The 15,570-nt window shown below is 70.6% G+C and carries 17 protein-coding genes and 1 tRNA gene; 11 read left to right on the forward strand and 7 right to left on the reverse strand.

Going from position 1 to position 15,570, the window contains the following annotated elements; translation table 11 throughout:
* The first annotated feature begins 24 nt into the window (after nucleotides 1–24).
* Nucleotides 25–522 (forward strand): GNAT family N-acetyltransferase, encoded by a 498-nt coding sequence (locus QE374_RS13145; protein WP_309735553.1) that lies wholly within the window; start codon nucleotides 25–27, stop codon nucleotides 520–522.
* Between the two features lie 3 nt (nucleotides 523–525).
* Here the strand turns inward: QE374_RS13145 and QE374_RS13150 are convergent, their stop codons facing one another.
* From QE374_RS13150 to QE374_RS13160, 3 genes are read right to left on the reverse strand one after another with little or no spacing between them, the layout of a single operon-like run.
* A complete protein-coding gene (locus QE374_RS13150; protein WP_309735555.1) occupies nucleotides 526–1,326 on the reverse strand; it encodes an SDR family oxidoreductase in 801 nt (266 codons plus the stop codon).
* A gap of 12 nt (nucleotides 1,327–1,338) precedes the next feature.
* On the reverse strand, nucleotides 1,339–2,232 hold the full coding sequence (locus QE374_RS13155; protein WP_309735557.1) for an SMP-30/gluconolactonase/LRE family protein: 894 nt from the start codon (nucleotides 2,230–2,232) through the stop codon (nucleotides 1,339–1,341).
* Nucleotides 2,222–4,018: a glycoside hydrolase family 15 protein gene (locus tag QE374_RS13160; protein WP_309735559.1), complete on the reverse strand. Its 1,797-nt coding sequence runs from the start codon at nucleotides 4,016–4,018 to the stop codon at nucleotides 2,222–2,224. The genes QE374_RS13155 and QE374_RS13160 overlap by 11 nt, the downstream gene beginning before the upstream one ends.
* Before the next feature lie 208 nt (nucleotides 4,019–4,226).
* Between QE374_RS13160 and QE374_RS13165 the strand changes: the two genes are divergently transcribed.
* The 8 genes from QE374_RS13165 to QE374_RS13200 all read left to right on the forward strand — a co-directional run bounded on the left by QE374_RS13165 (nucleotide 4,227) and on the right by QE374_RS13200 (nucleotide 9,332).
* Complete coding sequence (locus QE374_RS13165) at nucleotides 4,227–4,787, forward strand: Dps family protein (RefSeq protein WP_137417759.1); 561 nt, start codon at nucleotides 4,227–4,229, stop codon at nucleotides 4,785–4,787.
* Between the two features lie 13 nt (nucleotides 4,788–4,800).
* A complete protein-coding gene (locus QE374_RS13170) occupies nucleotides 4,801–5,688 on the forward strand; it encodes an SDR family oxidoreductase (RefSeq protein WP_309735562.1) in 888 nt (295 codons plus the stop codon).
* A 68-nt stretch (nucleotides 5,689–5,756) separates the two neighbouring features.
* Nucleotides 5,757–6,308, forward strand: a complete 552-nt coding sequence (locus tag QE374_RS13175; protein ID WP_309735564.1) for a TetR/AcrR family transcriptional regulator — start codon at nucleotides 5,757–5,759, stop codon at nucleotides 6,306–6,308.
* A 91-nt stretch (nucleotides 6,309–6,399) separates the two neighbouring features.
* Nucleotides 6,400–7,176, forward strand: a complete 777-nt coding sequence (locus QE374_RS13180; protein WP_309735566.1) for an SDR family NAD(P)-dependent oxidoreductase — start codon at nucleotides 6,400–6,402, stop codon at nucleotides 7,174–7,176.
* A gap of 131 nt (nucleotides 7,177–7,307) precedes the next feature.
* Entirely contained in the window at nucleotides 7,308–7,568 is a 261-nt protein-coding gene (locus tag QE374_RS13185; RefSeq protein ID WP_309735567.1) for a hypothetical protein, read from the forward strand.
* A gap of 340 nt (nucleotides 7,569–7,908) precedes the next feature.
* Nucleotides 7,909–8,790 carry a helix-turn-helix transcriptional regulator gene (locus tag QE374_RS13190; protein WP_309735569.1) on the forward strand — a complete coding sequence of 294 codons (882 nt, stop codon included), beginning with the start codon at nucleotides 7,909–7,911 and terminating at the stop codon, nucleotides 8,788–8,790.
* Between the two features lie 78 nt (nucleotides 8,791–8,868).
* On the forward strand, nucleotides 8,869–9,189 hold the full coding sequence (locus tag QE374_RS13195; RefSeq protein ID WP_309735572.1) for a hypothetical protein: 321 nt from the start codon (nucleotides 8,869–8,871) through the stop codon (nucleotides 9,187–9,189).
* 51 nt (nucleotides 9,190–9,240) lie between these two features.
* Nucleotides 9,241–9,332, forward strand: a tRNA-Ser gene (locus tag QE374_RS13200).
* Between the two features lie 54 nt (nucleotides 9,333–9,386).
* Here the strand turns inward: QE374_RS13200 and QE374_RS13205 are convergent.
* Together QE374_RS13205 and QE374_RS13210 are read right to left on the reverse strand one after the other, a co-directional pair.
* Entirely contained in the window at nucleotides 9,387–9,869 is a 483-nt protein-coding gene (locus tag QE374_RS13205) for a GNAT family N-acetyltransferase (RefSeq protein ID WP_396653352.1), read from the reverse strand.
* Between the two features lie 20 nt (nucleotides 9,870–9,889).
* Complete coding sequence (locus QE374_RS13210) at nucleotides 9,890–10,237, reverse strand: metalloregulator ArsR/SmtB family transcription factor (protein ID WP_309735576.1); 348 nt, start codon at nucleotides 10,235–10,237, stop codon at nucleotides 9,890–9,892.
* A 90-nt stretch (nucleotides 10,238–10,327) separates the two neighbouring features.
* Between QE374_RS13210 and QE374_RS13215 the strand changes: the two genes are divergently transcribed.
* Both QE374_RS13215 and QE374_RS13220 read left to right on the forward strand, forming a co-directional pair.
* On the forward strand, nucleotides 10,328–11,650 hold the full coding sequence (locus QE374_RS13215; protein ID WP_309735579.1) for an FAD-dependent oxidoreductase: 1,323 nt from the start codon (nucleotides 10,328–10,330) through the stop codon (nucleotides 11,648–11,650).
* Nucleotides 11,651–11,667: 17 nt separating this feature from the next.
* Nucleotides 11,668–12,072, forward strand: coding sequence for an arsenate reductase ArsC (locus tag QE374_RS13220; RefSeq protein ID WP_309735580.1), 405 nt, complete (start codon nucleotides 11,668–11,670; stop codon nucleotides 12,070–12,072).
* Between the two features lie 12 nt (nucleotides 12,073–12,084).
* Here QE374_RS13220 and QE374_RS13225 read toward each other — a convergent pair whose 3' ends face one another.
* Nucleotides 12,085–14,346 (reverse strand): DUF3488 and transglutaminase-like domain-containing protein, encoded by a 2,262-nt coding sequence (locus tag QE374_RS13225; RefSeq protein WP_309735582.1) that lies wholly within the window; start codon nucleotides 14,344–14,346, stop codon nucleotides 12,085–12,087.
* Nucleotides 14,336–15,568: a DUF58 domain-containing protein gene (locus QE374_RS13230; RefSeq protein WP_309735584.1), complete on the reverse strand. Its 1,233-nt coding sequence runs from the start codon at nucleotides 15,566–15,568 to the stop codon at nucleotides 14,336–14,338. Before QE374_RS13230 ends, QE374_RS13225 begins: the two co-directional genes overlap by 11 nt.
* Between the last annotated feature and the right edge of the window lie 2 nt (nucleotides 15,569–15,570).

Below are 15,570 nucleotides of genomic sequence, written 5' to 3' on the forward strand. Positions count from 1 at the left end.
GACCCTCGACCGACAGGAGAACGCATGAGCGCCGACGACATCGACATCCGACCGATCGCGCCCGAGGATGCCGGAGAGGTGCTGACCCTGCAGCGTGCGGCCTTCGTGCAGGAGGCGCTGATCTACCGCGACGTGGACATGCCGGTGTTCACCCAGACGCTCGAGGAGGTCGCCTACGAGCTGCGGGACAATCTCGGCCAGGTGGCACGGCGCTCCGGGAGGATGGTCGGCGCGATCCGCGCGCGTATCGACGGCGACGTGCTGCTGGTCGGGCGGCTCGCCATCGCGCCCGACCAGCAGGGCGAGGGCATCGGGTCCGCGTTGCTGGACGCGGTCGAGGCGTGCGGACGACGCTCGGGCGCCCGTACGGCGGAACTGTTCACCGGCCGGCTGAGCGAGGCCAACATCCGCCTTTACGAGCGTCAGGGATATGTGGTCGCGGAGGCCGCCGGCGGCGCCGGAGGCGCCGACGAGGTCTTCCTGCGCAAGGACCTCGCCGACTCCGGCGCCGCCGACGACTGAGCGTCAGATGGTGGCGACCGACCCCGAGTCCACGCGGTAGTTCGAGCCGTTGACGAAGGAGGCGCGCGCCGAACAGAGGAACGCGATCACCGACGCGACCTCTTCCGGCTCGCCGCGACGACCGAGCTCCATGTACGGCCGCTCCTGGTCGAGGAACGACGCGATCGCCTCGTCGAACGACTCGCCCCGTTCCTTCGAGCGCTTCTGCATCATCGCGTCGGTCATGGGCGTGTGGATGAAGGCCGGGGAGACGGCGTTGACCAGCAGCCCCTCGGAGGCGTAACTGCGTGAGAGCCCCTTCGCGAGGGCCAGGATGCCGGCCTTCGCCGCGCAGTACGGTAGCTCGTCGTCGTAGGGCTGCACCGCATCCTCCGAGGCGAGGAGCACCAGGCGCCCCCATCCGCCGGAGCGCAGGTCCGTGAGGAACTCCCGGATGACGCGGACCGGCCCGAGCAGGTCGGTCTCGATCGTCGACGTCCAGCCCTCGTCGTCGATCTCGTGGAAGAGCCCCTGCGCGCCGGTGATGCCCGCCGACTGCACCAGGATGTCGATCGCGCCCACCGCATCCGTCGTCTTGCGGTGCAGTTCCGCCACGGATGCGGGGTCGGTGATGTCGGCGGCGAACGCGTGGAGTCGGCCTTCAGGTGCGTCGAGCTCGGCGGCGGACTCCTCCAGCTTGTCCGCATCGCGGTCGGTGAGCACGACCGTCACCCCCTCGGCGAGGAGCAGCTTCGCGGTCTCGAAGCCGATGCCCGAGTCGCCCCCGGTGATGAGAGCCTTCTTGCCTGCGATGCCGAGATCCATGTGGGTGTCCTTTCATTCCCCGTCGGACGGGATCGGTCCGAACGTGTGTACCGGGCGCCCCTCGGCGTCCGTGTCGATCACGAAGATCGATCCGCTGAGGGGTGCGGCGACGAGTTGTTGCTCGGTGAGCTGTTCGCGAGCGGTCCCCACGAACAGCAGGTTCCGCGCCCGCCCGCCGAAGGCGACGGAGGTCACCTGCGGTGCGGGGATCGGGATGCGGGCCTCGACGCCTCCGTCGGGACTCCACCGCACGACCTGCCCCGCACCGTAGACGCCGTTCCAGAACCGTCCGTCGGTGTCGAGGGCGAGACCGTCGGAGTCCTCGCCGATCAGGAACGGCGTCAGCTCGCCGAGTGCCTCGGGGCCCGGGGAGTACGCGCCGCGGTAGACGGTCCGCGTGGCCGTGTCGGTGACGTACATCGTCTGCGCATCGTCGGACCACTCGAAGCCGTTGGCCACGCCGAACCCGCCGCGGAGCACGCGCACCGAGCCCGTGGGCTCGACGAGGTACAGACCCGCATCGGGCTCGCCGGTGGTCACGTTCATCGCTCCCACCACGAAACGCCCGAACGGGTCGACCTTGGCCTCGTTGCTGCGGATTCCCGCGTGCGCGTGGGGCAGCACGGCCACGGTCCGCCGAATGGTGCCGTCCGCATCCAGTACCACGACACGATCCTTCAACGCGGCGACGAACCCACCGGATGCGGCGGGCTGCACGGCGCTCACCGGCGCCGGCAGCCGCACGAGGGTGTCGCGGGACCCGTCCTCCGGGTCCTCCAGCCGCGCGCGGTGCATCGTGCCCCGCGTGATGTCGACCCAGACGAGCTGGTCGGTGCGGTCGTCCCAGAAGATGCTCTCGACGAGGATCGCGTCGAGGCGGCGGAAGACGCGAGGTTCAGTGTCCATCGAGCTCCTCCTCGGGGACGAGGTCGCGGATCGTCAGTGCGGCGCCGATCACCGCCAGGTGGCTGAGCGCCTGGGGGATGTTGCCCCACGATGAGCCGTCGTGCTCCGAGATCATCTCGGCGAAGACGCCCACGTCGTTGGCGCGGGCGACCAGGTCGTCCATGGCCGCGACGGCCTCGTCGTGGCGTCCCACGCACGCGAGCGCGCCGGCACGCCAGAACGCGGAGGCGACGAAGGTGTGCTCCTCCTGGTCCATCCCGGTGTAGCGATAGAGCAGGTCTCCGGCGCCGAGCCGCTCGGTGAGCACGTCGATCGTGCGTGACATCCGCTCGCCGCGGTCGAATCCGCTCTCGGCGTGCAGGAGCACCGAGCTGTCGACATCCGTGGAGCCCGGATGCATGACGTACGCCCCGATCTCCTCCGACCAGCCGTGCTCGGTGATCCACGCCGCGATGCGGTCCCGCTCGGACGCCCAACGCTCCGCGCTGCCCGGGATCGCGCCCGCCTCGGCGAGCACCACGGCATCGCGCAGCGCCTGCCAACAGCCCATCTTCGAGGAGGTGTAGTGGCGGATCTCAGGGAGCTCCCACATCCCGGAATCCGGCTGTCGCCATTCGTCGCACGTGCGGTCGGCCATGGCGGCGAGCATGCGACCGGTGGCGACATCCAGCACGTTGCCGGAATCCACGTAGGTGCGGCAGATGGCGAAGAGGTCGCCGTAGACCCCCAGCTGGAGCTGCCCGTGTGCCGGGTTGCCGGTGACCACCGGGCCGATCCCGCGCCAGCCCGGCGCCTCGTGCTCCGTGACGTTCTGCGCGAGCGTGCCGCGCAGCGTGTACAGCACGTGCAGGTCGGGCCCGTTGTCGCGGATGGTGCGCAGCAGCCACGAGATCGCAGCGTGCGTCTCCTCTCGGAGGCCGAAGCGCACGAGCGCGTGCGCGGTGTAGGCCAGATCGCGCACCCACGCGAACCGGTAGTCCCAGTTCTTGCCGCCGCGCGGGTTCTCCGGCAGCGAGGTGGTCGCGGCCGCGGCGATGGCTCCGGTGGGGGAGTAGACGAGCAGCTTCAGGGCGAGCGCACTGCGCTGGACGGTGGCCGCCCACGGGCCGTCGTAGCCGAACTCCCGCGACCAGGCGCGCCAGCCCTCGATCGTCCGGTCGATGCTGCGGTCGACGTTCTCCGGATGCGGCAGGTGAAGCGGCTCGCCGTCGGTCGCGACCACCACGAGCAGGTGGCGCGAGTCGGGCGAGGTCGTGAAGGATCCCTCGACCCGCGGGCCCGCGCCGTCATCGACGGTGGTCGGCGTGCCATGTCCCTGACCCACCACGGCCAGAGATGTCTCGCCGACACGGAGGATGGTGGCACCGTCGCGCTGCTCCGCCCAGGGAGCCGCCGTGTTCAGACGGGTCCCCGGCTGCACGCGCCACGTGAAGGCGACCTCGCCGTCGATGCCCTCCACTCGCCTCGCCAGCTCCGCCCAGGGAAGACGCCCGGCGACGCCCGTCACCATCGCGTCCGTCAGTCGCGCGGTGCCCGTCGGAGTGACGAACGTCGTCTGGAGCACGTTCGTGCGCGCGACGTACCGACGACGCACCTCGAACTCGCCCACCGGCGTGATCTCCAGGCATCCGCCGTTGTCGGCATCGAGGATGCGTGCGAAGACCGGCACGGAGTCGAGGTTGGGCAGCGGCAGCCAGTCGATGCTGCCGCGGCGATCGATGAGAGCGATCGTCCGTCCGTCGCCGATCGCGGCGTAGGACGAGAGGTCGGAGGAGGGCCGGGGCACGTCAGTCACGCTAGGCGCCCTCCCGCGCCGCGGGGGCAGGCTTGCATGCGGCGCGCGGTCGGGTTAAGCGCCGTCGGGCGCACGAGCGCTAGCAACCGGCGGCGGGGTGGACAACCCCCGCCGGCGTGTGCAGCGCCGGGGTTAGCGTCGCATCCGTCAGACACCGAGCGACGGGCACGACCCGTCCTCGACGACGAAGGAGGACGACATGGCCGCCACGAAAGCATCGAGCACCACGCGCAACCGCCGCCGCCCCGCGAAGGGTGGAGCAGGAGCCGGACTCACCGAGGAGCAGAACGCGGAGAGCGGGTTCACCGCATCCCAGAAACTCAGCGACAACCTGCAGAAGGTGCTCGTCGATCTGATCGAGCTGTCGCTGCAGGGCAAGCAGGCGCACTGGAACGTGGTCGGCCGCAACTTCCGCGACACCCACCTGCAGCTGGACGAGGTGATCGACGCCGCCCGCGAGTTCAGCGACACCGTCGCGGAGCGGATGCGGGCGCTGCACGCCCTCCCGGACGGCCGCAGCGACACGGTCGCCGAGACCACCACGCTGCCGGAGTTCCCGCAGGGAGAGATCGACACGAGCGAGGTCATCGACCTCATCACCGAACGTCTCGAGGCCACGATCGGCACCTGCCGCGACGTGCACGACGAGGTGGATGACGAGGACCCGACGAGCGCCGACATCCTGCACGCGGTCCTCGAGCGCCTCGAGCAGCTCGCGTGGATGGTCAGTGCCGAGAACCGCGCGCCGGCGGCGCGCTGAGAGGGGCCGCGCGATGAGCATGTACGACGCCCAGGATCCGACCACCCAGTTCCCCCGGCCGCCCTTCCCGCCCCAGCAGCAGAACGCGCCGGGAGACATCCACGCGATGGATCCCGCGCCCGACCACGGCGAGACCAGCTACATCGGCTTCGGGCGCCTGCCCGGGCGGAAGGCCCTCGTGACCGGCGCCGACTCCGGCATCGGCCGCGCGGTGGCGATCGCCTATGCCCGCGAGGGTGCGGATGTGGCGCTCAGCTACCTGCCCGAGGAACAGGCGCAGGCGGAGGAGGTCGCGGCGCTCATCGAGAAGGAGGGTCGCAAGGCCGTCCTCCTTCCCGGAGACCTCCAGCAGGAGAAGATCAACATCGACGTCGTCGAGCGCGCCGTCGACGAGCTCGGCGGCCTCGACATCCTCGTGATCAACGCCGGCACGATGCCGACCGTCGACAGCATCGACGACTTCGAGACGCACACGCTCGACCACGTCGTGAAAGCCAACATCTATCCGCTGTTCTGGCTGACCAAGGCCGCCTCCGCGCACTTGAAGCCCGGCGCGGCGATCATCACGACCTCGAGTGTGCAGGGCTTCCAGCCCTCGCCCTCGCTGGCCGAGTACGCGGTCTCGAAGGCGGGTATCGCCAACTGGACGCGCGCGATGTCGCAGCAGCTGATCGAACGCGGGATCCGCGTCAACGGTGTGGCTCCCGGTCCGATCTGGACGCCCCTGCAGCCCGCATACGTGCCGAACGAGAAGATCGAGGAGTTCGGCTCGCAGACGCCGATCGGACGGGCCGGCCAGCCCGTCGAGCTCGCCCCGGCGTTCGTCTTCCTCGCCTCCCAGGAATCCAGCTACGTGGTCGGCGAGACGATCGCCGTGACGGGCGGGATGCCGGTGCACTGACCTTCGCGGGGGAAGCGGCCGTCCGGATACCGGGCGGCCGTCTCCGTGCGTGCGCTTAGCATGGGCGGATGGATCCGCGGGTGCGTCGCACACAGGAACGCCTGCGTGCCGCGGCGCTCGAGCTTGCATCCACCACGCGGTTGTCGCAGATCAGCGTGACCGATCTCTGCCGTGCCGCCGGCGTCACGCGCGACACCTTCTATCGGCATACCGCGGGCGTCGCAGAGCTCATGGCCGACGCGCTCGAGGCGGAGCTGCAGGAGGTGACCGCGACCCTCGGTGCGGATGCGGCGATCGGCGACGGCGAGCGGATGCTGTTGGAGCACGTCCGTACGCGCGCCGCTGTGTACCGGTCGGCGATGGAGCCGCTCCTGGCGGCGCCCGTGCGTGCGGGGCTGGAGCGGGGCCTGCGGCAAGGACTGGAGCAGTGGATCCAGCAGCGTCCCGGCATCCTGCCCGCCACGATCGCGGGCGATGCCGCCGCCGTCTCGCTCGCCGTCGCCTACGCCGCGGCGGGCACGGTGGGCGCGATCGAACAGTGGCTGCGCACCGACATGGCGGACCTCGATCGTGCGGTGACGGTCATCCTGGCCGCGTCCGCCGGCTGGTGGCAGCTCTGACCCGATCCGCGATCTATAAGACATATGTCAGATAGATTGCCTAGACTGCTGTCGAGCAGCGACGCCGCCCGGTCGTCGCGGGAAGGCAGTCATGGCACGTTTCGACGGCAAGGTCGCGATCGTCACCGGAGGCGTCTCCGGAATCGGCGCGGCGATCACGCGTCGCCTGGTGGATGAGGGCGCGCGGGTCTTCGTCGCCGACATCAACGCCGAGGCGGTCGCCGCCGCCGGTGCGACGTTCGGCGACAGCGTGGCGGGGCTCGCGACCGACGTGACCGACGAGGGCGCGATGACGGCGCTCTTCGACGGCGCGCGCGAGCGCTTCGGGCGCATCGACGCGGTCTACAACGTCGCGGGCGGATCCCGGCCGGGCCGCGTCGTGGACATGGACCTCGCGACGTGGGACTTCAACATCCGCCTCAACCTCTACGGGGCTTTCCTCGGTACGAAGCTCGGCGCGCAGCACTTCCTCGCCGAGGGACAGGCGGGTGCCATCGTGAACATCGCCTCGCTCAACTCGCTCGTCCCGATGCACTTCGGCTCGGGGTACTCGGCAGCCAAGGCCGGCGTCGTGATGCTCACGAAGAACGCCGCACTCGAGCTCGCCGGTGACGGCATCAGGGTCAACGCGGTCTCGCCGGGGCTCGTGGCGACGCCCCTCACCGGGGGTCTCATGAGCATGCCCGGCGTTCCCGAGGCGTACATGGCGCGTATCCCGGCGGGCCGTCCGGCCGAGCCCGAGGAGATCGCCGGCGTGGCGTTGTTCCTCGCGTCGGATGACGCCTCCTACGTCAACGGCGAGAACGTCGTCATCGACGGCGCCTGGCAGACCAGCGGCTACCCCGACCTGCGCCCCTTCCTCGGCTGAGGCGCTGCACGGGCGGCTCGTCCGGGTCGCCCGTGCATGCGTAGGCGAGCAGCAGACGATAAGTCAAGCCTCAGCTGTTTGCTACCGCCCGGGCGCACAGTGGGGGAAACCCCACGGAGCAGGAGGCGACGATGACGCTGCAGATGATGCCGGAGAACCGCACGCCCGCAGCCGGAACCGCCGAGACCCCTGATGTCCTCGAGCTGCGCTGGGAGCGCATCGCTCCGGAACGCTATCGGGCCCTGTGTGGCGAGGAGTGCGTCGGATTCGTCGACGTGGTCGGCGCCGTGTTCGTCGTGCTCGCCGGAGCGCGCTACGACCGCGCGGAGGAGATCGCGCAGACGCTCGACTTCGACCGGGTGACGGAGCTTCTCGAGCGCTCCTCCCGCTGAGCGCACGCTGCTCGTACGGTGCCCCCTCGGGCGCGGCTCGACGCTCATATGCCAGATCGCGTATCCGGTGTCAACCCTCTTCATTCGTGCACGAACGACCTCGATTCTCGTTGTTGCCACGCGGCTGCGTGTGGCGGATACTTCCCGCGTGGATCGGATCGATACCGAACCCGTGGGCGGGTGATCGCACAGGGTGGGGATGCGCCGTGATCGGCGCGCGAGGAGGGCAGTTGGGCAGGTTGGATTCCACGGTCGCCGTTTCGGGTGACGGGGCGTGAGGGAGGGGGCGCCCTCTCGCCGTGGACTGCAGACGGACGACCCGCAACGCGCGCAGGAATCGGTGAGCGAGCTCTTCAACACCGCGATGGTCCTGACCGCCGATCCCCCGACCGGATTCCGCTATCAGATGGCCGCCGTGAGCGACAGCAGCCTCATGGCCACGGCGCTCCGATTCGGCGGATCGAGCCGCACGGGCGCGGAGGAGTTCCCCGAGTTCATCGTCGCCCATGCGGTCGCGGGCCGTCATCGGTGGTCGGTGGGGCAGGAGAGCGGAGACGGTCGCATCCCGTTCCTCGTGCCGCCGGCGACCGCATTCTCGGCGCGTTTCACTCAGCTGCAGATGCGGGCGGTCAGCCTCGACGCCCACACCTTCCATCGGGTGCTGCGCGGCATGCTGGGAGAGGAGCCGCCGCGGCTTCGCACGGACCGGGTCAACGGCAGTGCGCAGCACCACTCGATCGTGGCCGAGACGCTGCGCTTCATCGAAGCGACGCTGCTCGCCGACGAGACCGTCGCCACGTCACCGCTTCTACGGGCCCAGTTCACGCACCAGCTCGTGGCGGCGATTGCGACCTCGTTCCCGCTGCTGGGCGAGCACTCCCGCACGCGCGCGCAGACGTCGCCGCGCACCGTGAGGCGGGCGATCGCGTTCATGGAGGAGCACGTCGCCGATCCGATCACCATCGGCGACGTCGCGGTCGCCGCCGGCACCTCGGTACGCGGTCTGCAGCTCGCCTTCCGGCGGTCGTACGAGATGTCGCCGTCGGCGTTCCTGCGCCGCATCCGGCTCGAGGGGGCGCACGCCGATCTGATGGCGGCGGATGCGGGCGCCCGAACGGTGCGGGAGATCGCCGCGCGATGGGGCTTCGCCCATACCGGCCGCTTCGCGCACCTGTATGCGGAGGCCTATGGAGAGCCGCCGTCGCACACGCTACGTCGTTGAGCGCGCGTCGGGGACATTTCGTGCGCGCTCGGAGTGGAGTCCTCGAGCCTGCGAGAGTGCTCGCATACCGTGAACGGCATGGGACAGATCTTCTACGGGGCGAATGAGACGGCGGTGGAGATCGAGGATCGCGCCCTCGCGCATCTGAAAGTCGTCATCGCCACCAAGCTTCGCCGCGGCGAGAGCTTCACGGTCTCGCTCACGCATCCGGAGAGCGAGGAGGGCGGGCGAAGCACCCTCTGGTTCGCTCCCTCCATCCCGCTGCGCTTCGTGTTCGACGACCCGGAGCCCGCCGAGATCAGCCGGGAGTGGATCGAGGAGCTCGCACGATCGGCGCACTCCTCGGGTGGGATCGTGCTCCTTCCGGAGCGTGCGGAACCCGGCGACGACGCGGGTTGAGCGGCGACGGCGCGCGGGTGACCATGACTGCCCGTGTTAGGATCGCTCCTTGGAAGTGTGTCCGAGCGGCCTAAGGAGCATGGCTGGAATCCATGTAGGCGGGGTAACTCGCCTCGCAGGTTCAAATCCTGTCACTTCCGCCACGGAGAACCCCGTCCACGCGAAGCCTGGGCGGGGTTCTCGCATGGAGCCGGGGATCAATCGTCCCGGCGGCGCTCGACCAGGACGGTGTCACGCCATCGACCGGCCCACGGGCCGTACGTCATGAGAGCGATCCGCTCCCTCTGCCCGACGCGACGGAAGCCGGCGCGTTCGTGGAGCGCGAGGCTCGCGAGATTCTCCGCGAAGATGCTCGACTGCACCGTCCAGACGCCCGCGTGGTCCATGGCGTCGAGGAACGATCCGAGCAGCGCCCTGCCCACGCCGCTTCCCTGGACTCTCGCCGCGACGTACACCGAATGCTCTACGACTCCGCGGTAGACCGCGCGGGTCGAGACGGCGGATGCCGCAATCCAGCCGACGACGATGCCTTCCTTGTCCACCGCGACGAGCCGGCCGGCGTCTCGCTTACCGGCATCGAACGCGTCCCAGCTCGGCGGTTCGGCCTCGAAGCTGGCGTTGCCCGTCGCGAGACCCTCGCGGTAGATCGCCTCGACGGCGGGCCAGTCCCCGGGCCGCATCGCGCGGATGCCGCCGGTGCTCACGGGCGCAGCCGGCTCGCGGCGTGGTCGAGGACGTCGGTGACGGCGCGGAAGTAGGCCCATCGGCCGCGCTGCTCACGCGTGGCAAGCCCGGCGTCGACCAGGACCTTCATGTGGTGCGAGACGGTGGGCTGAGACAGTCCGACCGGCTCCGTCAGATCGCAGATGCATGCTTCGCCGTCGCGGGATGCGGCGATCAGCGACAGCAGGCGTACCCGGGTGGGGTCGCCGAGCGCCTTGAAGATGCGGGCGATCGATTCCGCCTCCGCCGACGTCAGCGCGTCTCCGGCCAGGGTCGGACAGCACTCGCCGGCATCGGTCGTCAGAAGAGGGAGCAGAGTCGGCATGCTTTGATTCTGCACCTCGTATTGACATCTGTCGATGGATGCCGGAACCTCGATCTCATCGACGAACGTCGATATGACCGAGGAGCAGTGGTGGACGAAGCACTTCCCGTCGTCGTGATCGGCGCCGGCCCGCAGGGGTTGGCCGCTGCAGCCCACCTGGCCGATCGGAAGGTTCCGTTCGTTGTGCTGGAAGCCGAGGAGAGCCCCGCCGCTGCCGTGTCCGAGTGGGGCCATGTGCGTCTCTTCTCGGACTGGTCCGAGCTCGTCGATGCCGCGGGAGCCCGACTGCTGGGGACGATCGGATGGACCGCCCCGCCCACGGGCCACCCCACGGGAGCGCAGTGGGTCAGTGACTATCTCGCCCCGCTCGCCGGCGTCCTCGGCGATGGTGTCCGATACGGTGCGCGCGTCGTCGGAGTCTCCCGCCTCGGCCGCGACCGACTCGTCGATGCCGGGCGTGGTGACCAACCTTTCACCGTCCACGTCCGGCCGACCCGGGGCGAGGAGTATCGGGTGCTCGCCCGCGCCGTCATCGACGCCTCGGGCACGTGGGCGTCTCCCAACCCCGTAGGTGCGGACGGCCTGCCCGCTGTCGGTGAACGAGACGCGGCCGAGCGGCTGTCCTACCGGATTCCAGACTTCCTGACCGACCCGGGGTTCGAGGGCTCCCACACCGTCGTCGTCGGTTCCGGACACTCCGCGGCGGCCGCCGTGTCGGCCTTGGCGCGCAGAGCTCGTCGTGACCCCTCGACCACGGTCACGTGGGCGCTGCGTCGCGCGAGCGCAGGGAATGTCTTCGGGCGCGGCGACGCGGATGAACTCACCGCGCGCGGGGCCCTCGGCACCCGGGCGAAGGAAGCCGTGGACGCCGGTCTGGTCTCGCTCGTGACCGGGTTCCGCACGAACCGTGTGACCGCGCACGGCGAGGGCGTGGCCCTGATCGCCGAAGACGGTCGTCGCCTCGCCGCTGACCAGGTCGTCGTGCTCACCGGCTTCCGTCCCGACCTGTCGTTCCTCTCGGAGTTGCGCCTGCAGCTCGACCCGGTGCTGCAAGCCCCCCTCCGTGTCGCCGCCGAGGTGGATCCCAACGTGCACTCGTGCGGGTCCGTTGCGGCGACGGGCGCCGCCGACCTCGCACACCCCGAACCGGGCTTCTACATCGTCGGTGCGAAGTCCTACGGCCGCGCTCCGACCTTCCTCGCGCTCACCGGGTACGAGCAGGTGCGCAGCGTCGTCGCGGAACTCGCGGGCGACCACGAGGCCGCACGACGCGTCGAGCTGATTCGTCCCGACACCGGGGTGTGCGGTGGGGCCGGTCAGTTCGACGCGACTGACGGACCGATCGGCGGCGCATGCTGCGCGCCGGCCGCACACCTCATCTCCCTCGCCACGACCACGTCCGTCCGCTCCTGATCCGAACCGAGAACGCCATGACCGACTCCGCCAAACCCGCCGTCCTGTTCGTCTGCGTGCACAACGCCGGCCGCTCACAGATGGCCGCGGGCTACCTCCGAGCCCTCGCCGGCGATCGCATCGACGTCTTCTCCGCCGGGAGCGAGCCCGGCAACGCCATCAACCCCGCCGCCGTCGCCGTCATGGCCGAAGAGGGGATCGATCTCTCCGGCGCCACCCCGCAGATCCTCACGACAGATGCCGTTCGCCAGGCGGATGTCGTCATCACCATGGGATGCGGGGATGCGTGCCCGATCTTCCCCGGCAAGCGCTACGAGGACTGGCAGCTCACGGATCCGGCGGGCCAGCCTGTTGAGGTCGTGCGCGAGGTCCGCGACGACATCAAGGGCCGCGTCGAGAGACTCATCGCCAGCCTCGGCTAGGAAGCCCCTGGTCTACAGAGGTGTGCGGGCGTGCTCGTGCCAGCCGGTGCCGGCCGCGGTCGTGCCGGGGCGGATGACGAGAGAGCGCGGCGCGACGACGGCGATGACGCGGCGCGGGGCCGCGGCGGCGTCCATCAGCCCCCGACGCACGCGCGAGGCCGCGGTGGCGAGGCCGCTGCCGTCATCGATCGATGCCGCGGATGCGGGCGCATAGCTGGCGCGCTCGATGGCGTCGACGAGCAATCGCAGATCCTCCGCCGGGGCCCCTGCCGCGATGAGGCGCTCCGCCAACGCGCGCGGGGACGCGCTCGCGGGCACGGGCAGCCCCAGATCGATCGCGGCCTCTTCGACGAACAGCCACGCGGCGCTCGCATCGCCCCGAGCGGCGAGGATCAGGCGCCGGCGGCGACGCAGCGCGTGGACCAGCGCGGGGGCTGTGAGCAGGAGAAGAGCTGCGATCGTCACCCAGACGGCGGGAACGATCGCGCCGGTGCCGACCCTGTCGCTGGCGGTGCCGGCCTGCGGGCTGTCTGGGGTGTCGGGGCGCTCGGTCGCGGCCGTGGTGGGTGTCGCCGCAGCGGTCGGCTCCGGGGATGCGGAGTCGATCTGATCGGGCGAAGTGCCCACGCCGCTGGAGAACGCGGTCGGCACGCCCAGGCTGTTGGTCGGCTCGAACGGTACCCAGCCGATGCCCTCGAAGTAGACCTCGGGCCAGGAGTGCAGCAGGTCGCTCGAGACCGAGTACACGAGATCGCCGTCGATCCGATCCGTCGTGGCCGTGCCGGGCAGGTAGCCGATCACGATGCGCGTCGGCATCCCCAGTGACCTCGTCATGGCGGCGAACGCGGAGGCGAAGTGCACGCAGTATCCGCTGCGCACCTCGAGGAACTGTCCGATCGCGTCGACACCCGCACCATCGAAACCCTCCTGGACGGGCGCATCCAGCGAGTAGGTGAATTCACTCGAGCGGAACCAGCGCTGCAGCGCGAAGGCGGCGTCGTAATCGTTGCTCGTCTCGGCGGTGACGGCCCGGGCGAGTTCGGAGACGTTCGCCGGGGTGTCGTCGGGGATCTCGCGAAGTTCGGGATCGACATCGGCGCCGCGCGAGGTCGCGGCACGGATCTGCTCCAGCGTGGGGGCGGGGGTCTCGGTGATGACCTCGTAGCTCTGGCCGCGCGAATCCCCGTCCTGGCTGACGACCGTGCGGTTATCGGCCACGATGCCCCACTCGCCCGTGAGCCCGCCGATCGCCGTCGCGGGGAAGGGGATGGGCAGGTAGGGGGTGTTCAGCTTCACGATGTCGATCTTCGTGTCGGCGCTGGTGCGAGCGATGTCGGGGTCGGTGCGTACCGGACCGAACCCGGGCCCTTCGCCCACCGGCGTCGCGTCGCGCTCGTCCGGTCGCCAGACCTCGCCCGCGAAACTCGACAGGGTCACCGCGCGCAAGTACGGAGCACGGGACTCTGACGAGCGCACACGCAGCACCTCGACCGGATTCGGTCGGCGCAGGTCGTCTCCGAGGCGCAGGGTGGGGTTGATGCCGCTGCTGCCCGCCCCGCTGACGGCCGCCTCGCCGTCGGGGGCGGGCAGCAGCGGTGTGACGATGACCGCCACGGCGATCGACGCGACCGCGATGAGGGCGGCCGACGCGGCGGCCGGTGCGCCACGCGGGCCGGTCCTGCCCCGGCGCGTGCGTGTGTCGGTCGCGAGCAGGAACAGGATGCCGGCGGCCAGCAGCACGAAGGCGAACACATCCATCGGCGCCGGCACCGCGATCGTGGGAACGACGGCGACGGCGACGAGCGCGACAGCGGCGAGCAGCGGCATCCGTGTCGTGATGACGACGTGGTCGAGGACGATGGCCAGCGCCCCGATCGCGGCGACCACGAAGAACGACAGCGCGGGGGTCGCGGCCAGCGGCGCCGCCCCCACCGCCATCTCCTGGACAGCCGATGAGATGAGCGTGCCCACCGCGTCGAAGGTTGCGGGGGAGGGAACGAGCCCGCCCCAGGCGCTGTCGCGCAGATAGAACAGGGTCAGCGCGAGCACCCAGACGACGATGTCGATGCCGGTGACCGCGAGCCCTGCGACGCCGACGCGGCGCAGCACGGCTCCGAGAGCCAGGATGACGGCGGCGAGTGAGAACCCTGCCGCGACCCAGGCGCCGGGCGCGATGACGCGCATGACCGGAAGCGTCGTGGCGACGAGCGCGACGAACACGCCGACGGCGAGCGCCGCCTGCCCGTGGGCACGCGTCGTCTTCTCAGCCGGCATGGGGGAGCCTCTCCCACACCGCATCGCGCCACGCTTCGGCGACGTCGTGGCCGAGCGCGGCCGCCGTCCATCCGGTCGCCGCGTCGAACGCCCCGGGCGCGGGGGCGGTACTGAGCAGCACGGGGAAGGCGCTGTGGTGGCCCACGGTGGCGAGCGTGGCTGCATCCGCGGGGGACAGCGCGCCCGTGACGAGCACGAGCGGACCCGTCGTCTCGCCCGCGAACAAACCCGCCAGCGCACCGAGGCGGTCATCCAACCGTGCCTGCACCGTCGCCAGCATCAGCATCGCCGCCTCGAGAGCCGGTGCATCCGCGGGTTCCACGTGGTCGCACAGCGCGACGCCGTCGGGCTCGACGAGCGCCACCGTGTACCCATCGGCGACGAGTCGTGCCAGCGCCGAAGCCACGGCGCCGACAGCCGCCTCGAAGGCGGGATCGGATCCGGTGGCCTCCGTGGCCTCGGGGGAGAACCGAGCCAGGGCGCGATCGAAGACGATCGTCGCCTCGGGTGAGCTCTCCTGCTCCTCCTGGCGCACCATGAGCTCGTCGCGGTGCGCGGAGGCGCGCCAGTGGATGCGGCGCATGGAGTCGCCGGGAGCCCACGGGCGGGCGATCACGTCGTCGGTGCCCTGTCCGAGCCGGTTCGTCGCGCGCGAGAGACTGCCGCCGGAGGCGCCGGCGACGCCCGCCAGTGAGAGCAGCTCCTCGACCGCGGGTGTCACGACGAGACGGGTCAGCTCGCCCTGGGCGACCGTCCGACGGGCGATGCCGAAAGGGTCGAGCGAGCTCAGCTCGAAGGGGCCGATCCAATGGATGCCGCGGTGGAGCACCCGGGCCCGATATCCCACGACGACCTCGCGGTCATCACGGCTGAACCCCGAGGAGACGGCGGGGAAGGTGCCGGGACCGCCGCCTTCGATGCCCTCCGGCATCGTGTCGCGCCAGCGCCCGCCGGAGGTCGGCAGCGCCGTGCGCGCCCCGACCCGCACGGTCACCTCGACCTCGTCGCCCGCATCCGGTACGGCGGGCACGACGGTGCGAGTGACGTCGGCACGGCCGCGCGCGGCATAGACGGCCACCAGCGCCGCCACCACGAGCGAGACGAGGAGCAGTCCCACGAACACCAGCTCGACCAGGCCCAGCTGGTTCGCGGTGGCGAAGCAGGCGAGCGCGAGCACGACGGCCCCGGTTCCTCGGGCCGTGAGCGGCCAGCTGCGTCTCATGC

Origin of the sequence: Microbacterium sp. SORGH_AS_0428 (assembly GCF_031453615.1) — a bacterium.
In the GTDB taxonomy this organism is placed as follows: domain Bacteria; phylum Actinomycetota; class Actinomycetes; order Actinomycetales; family Microbacteriaceae; genus Microbacterium.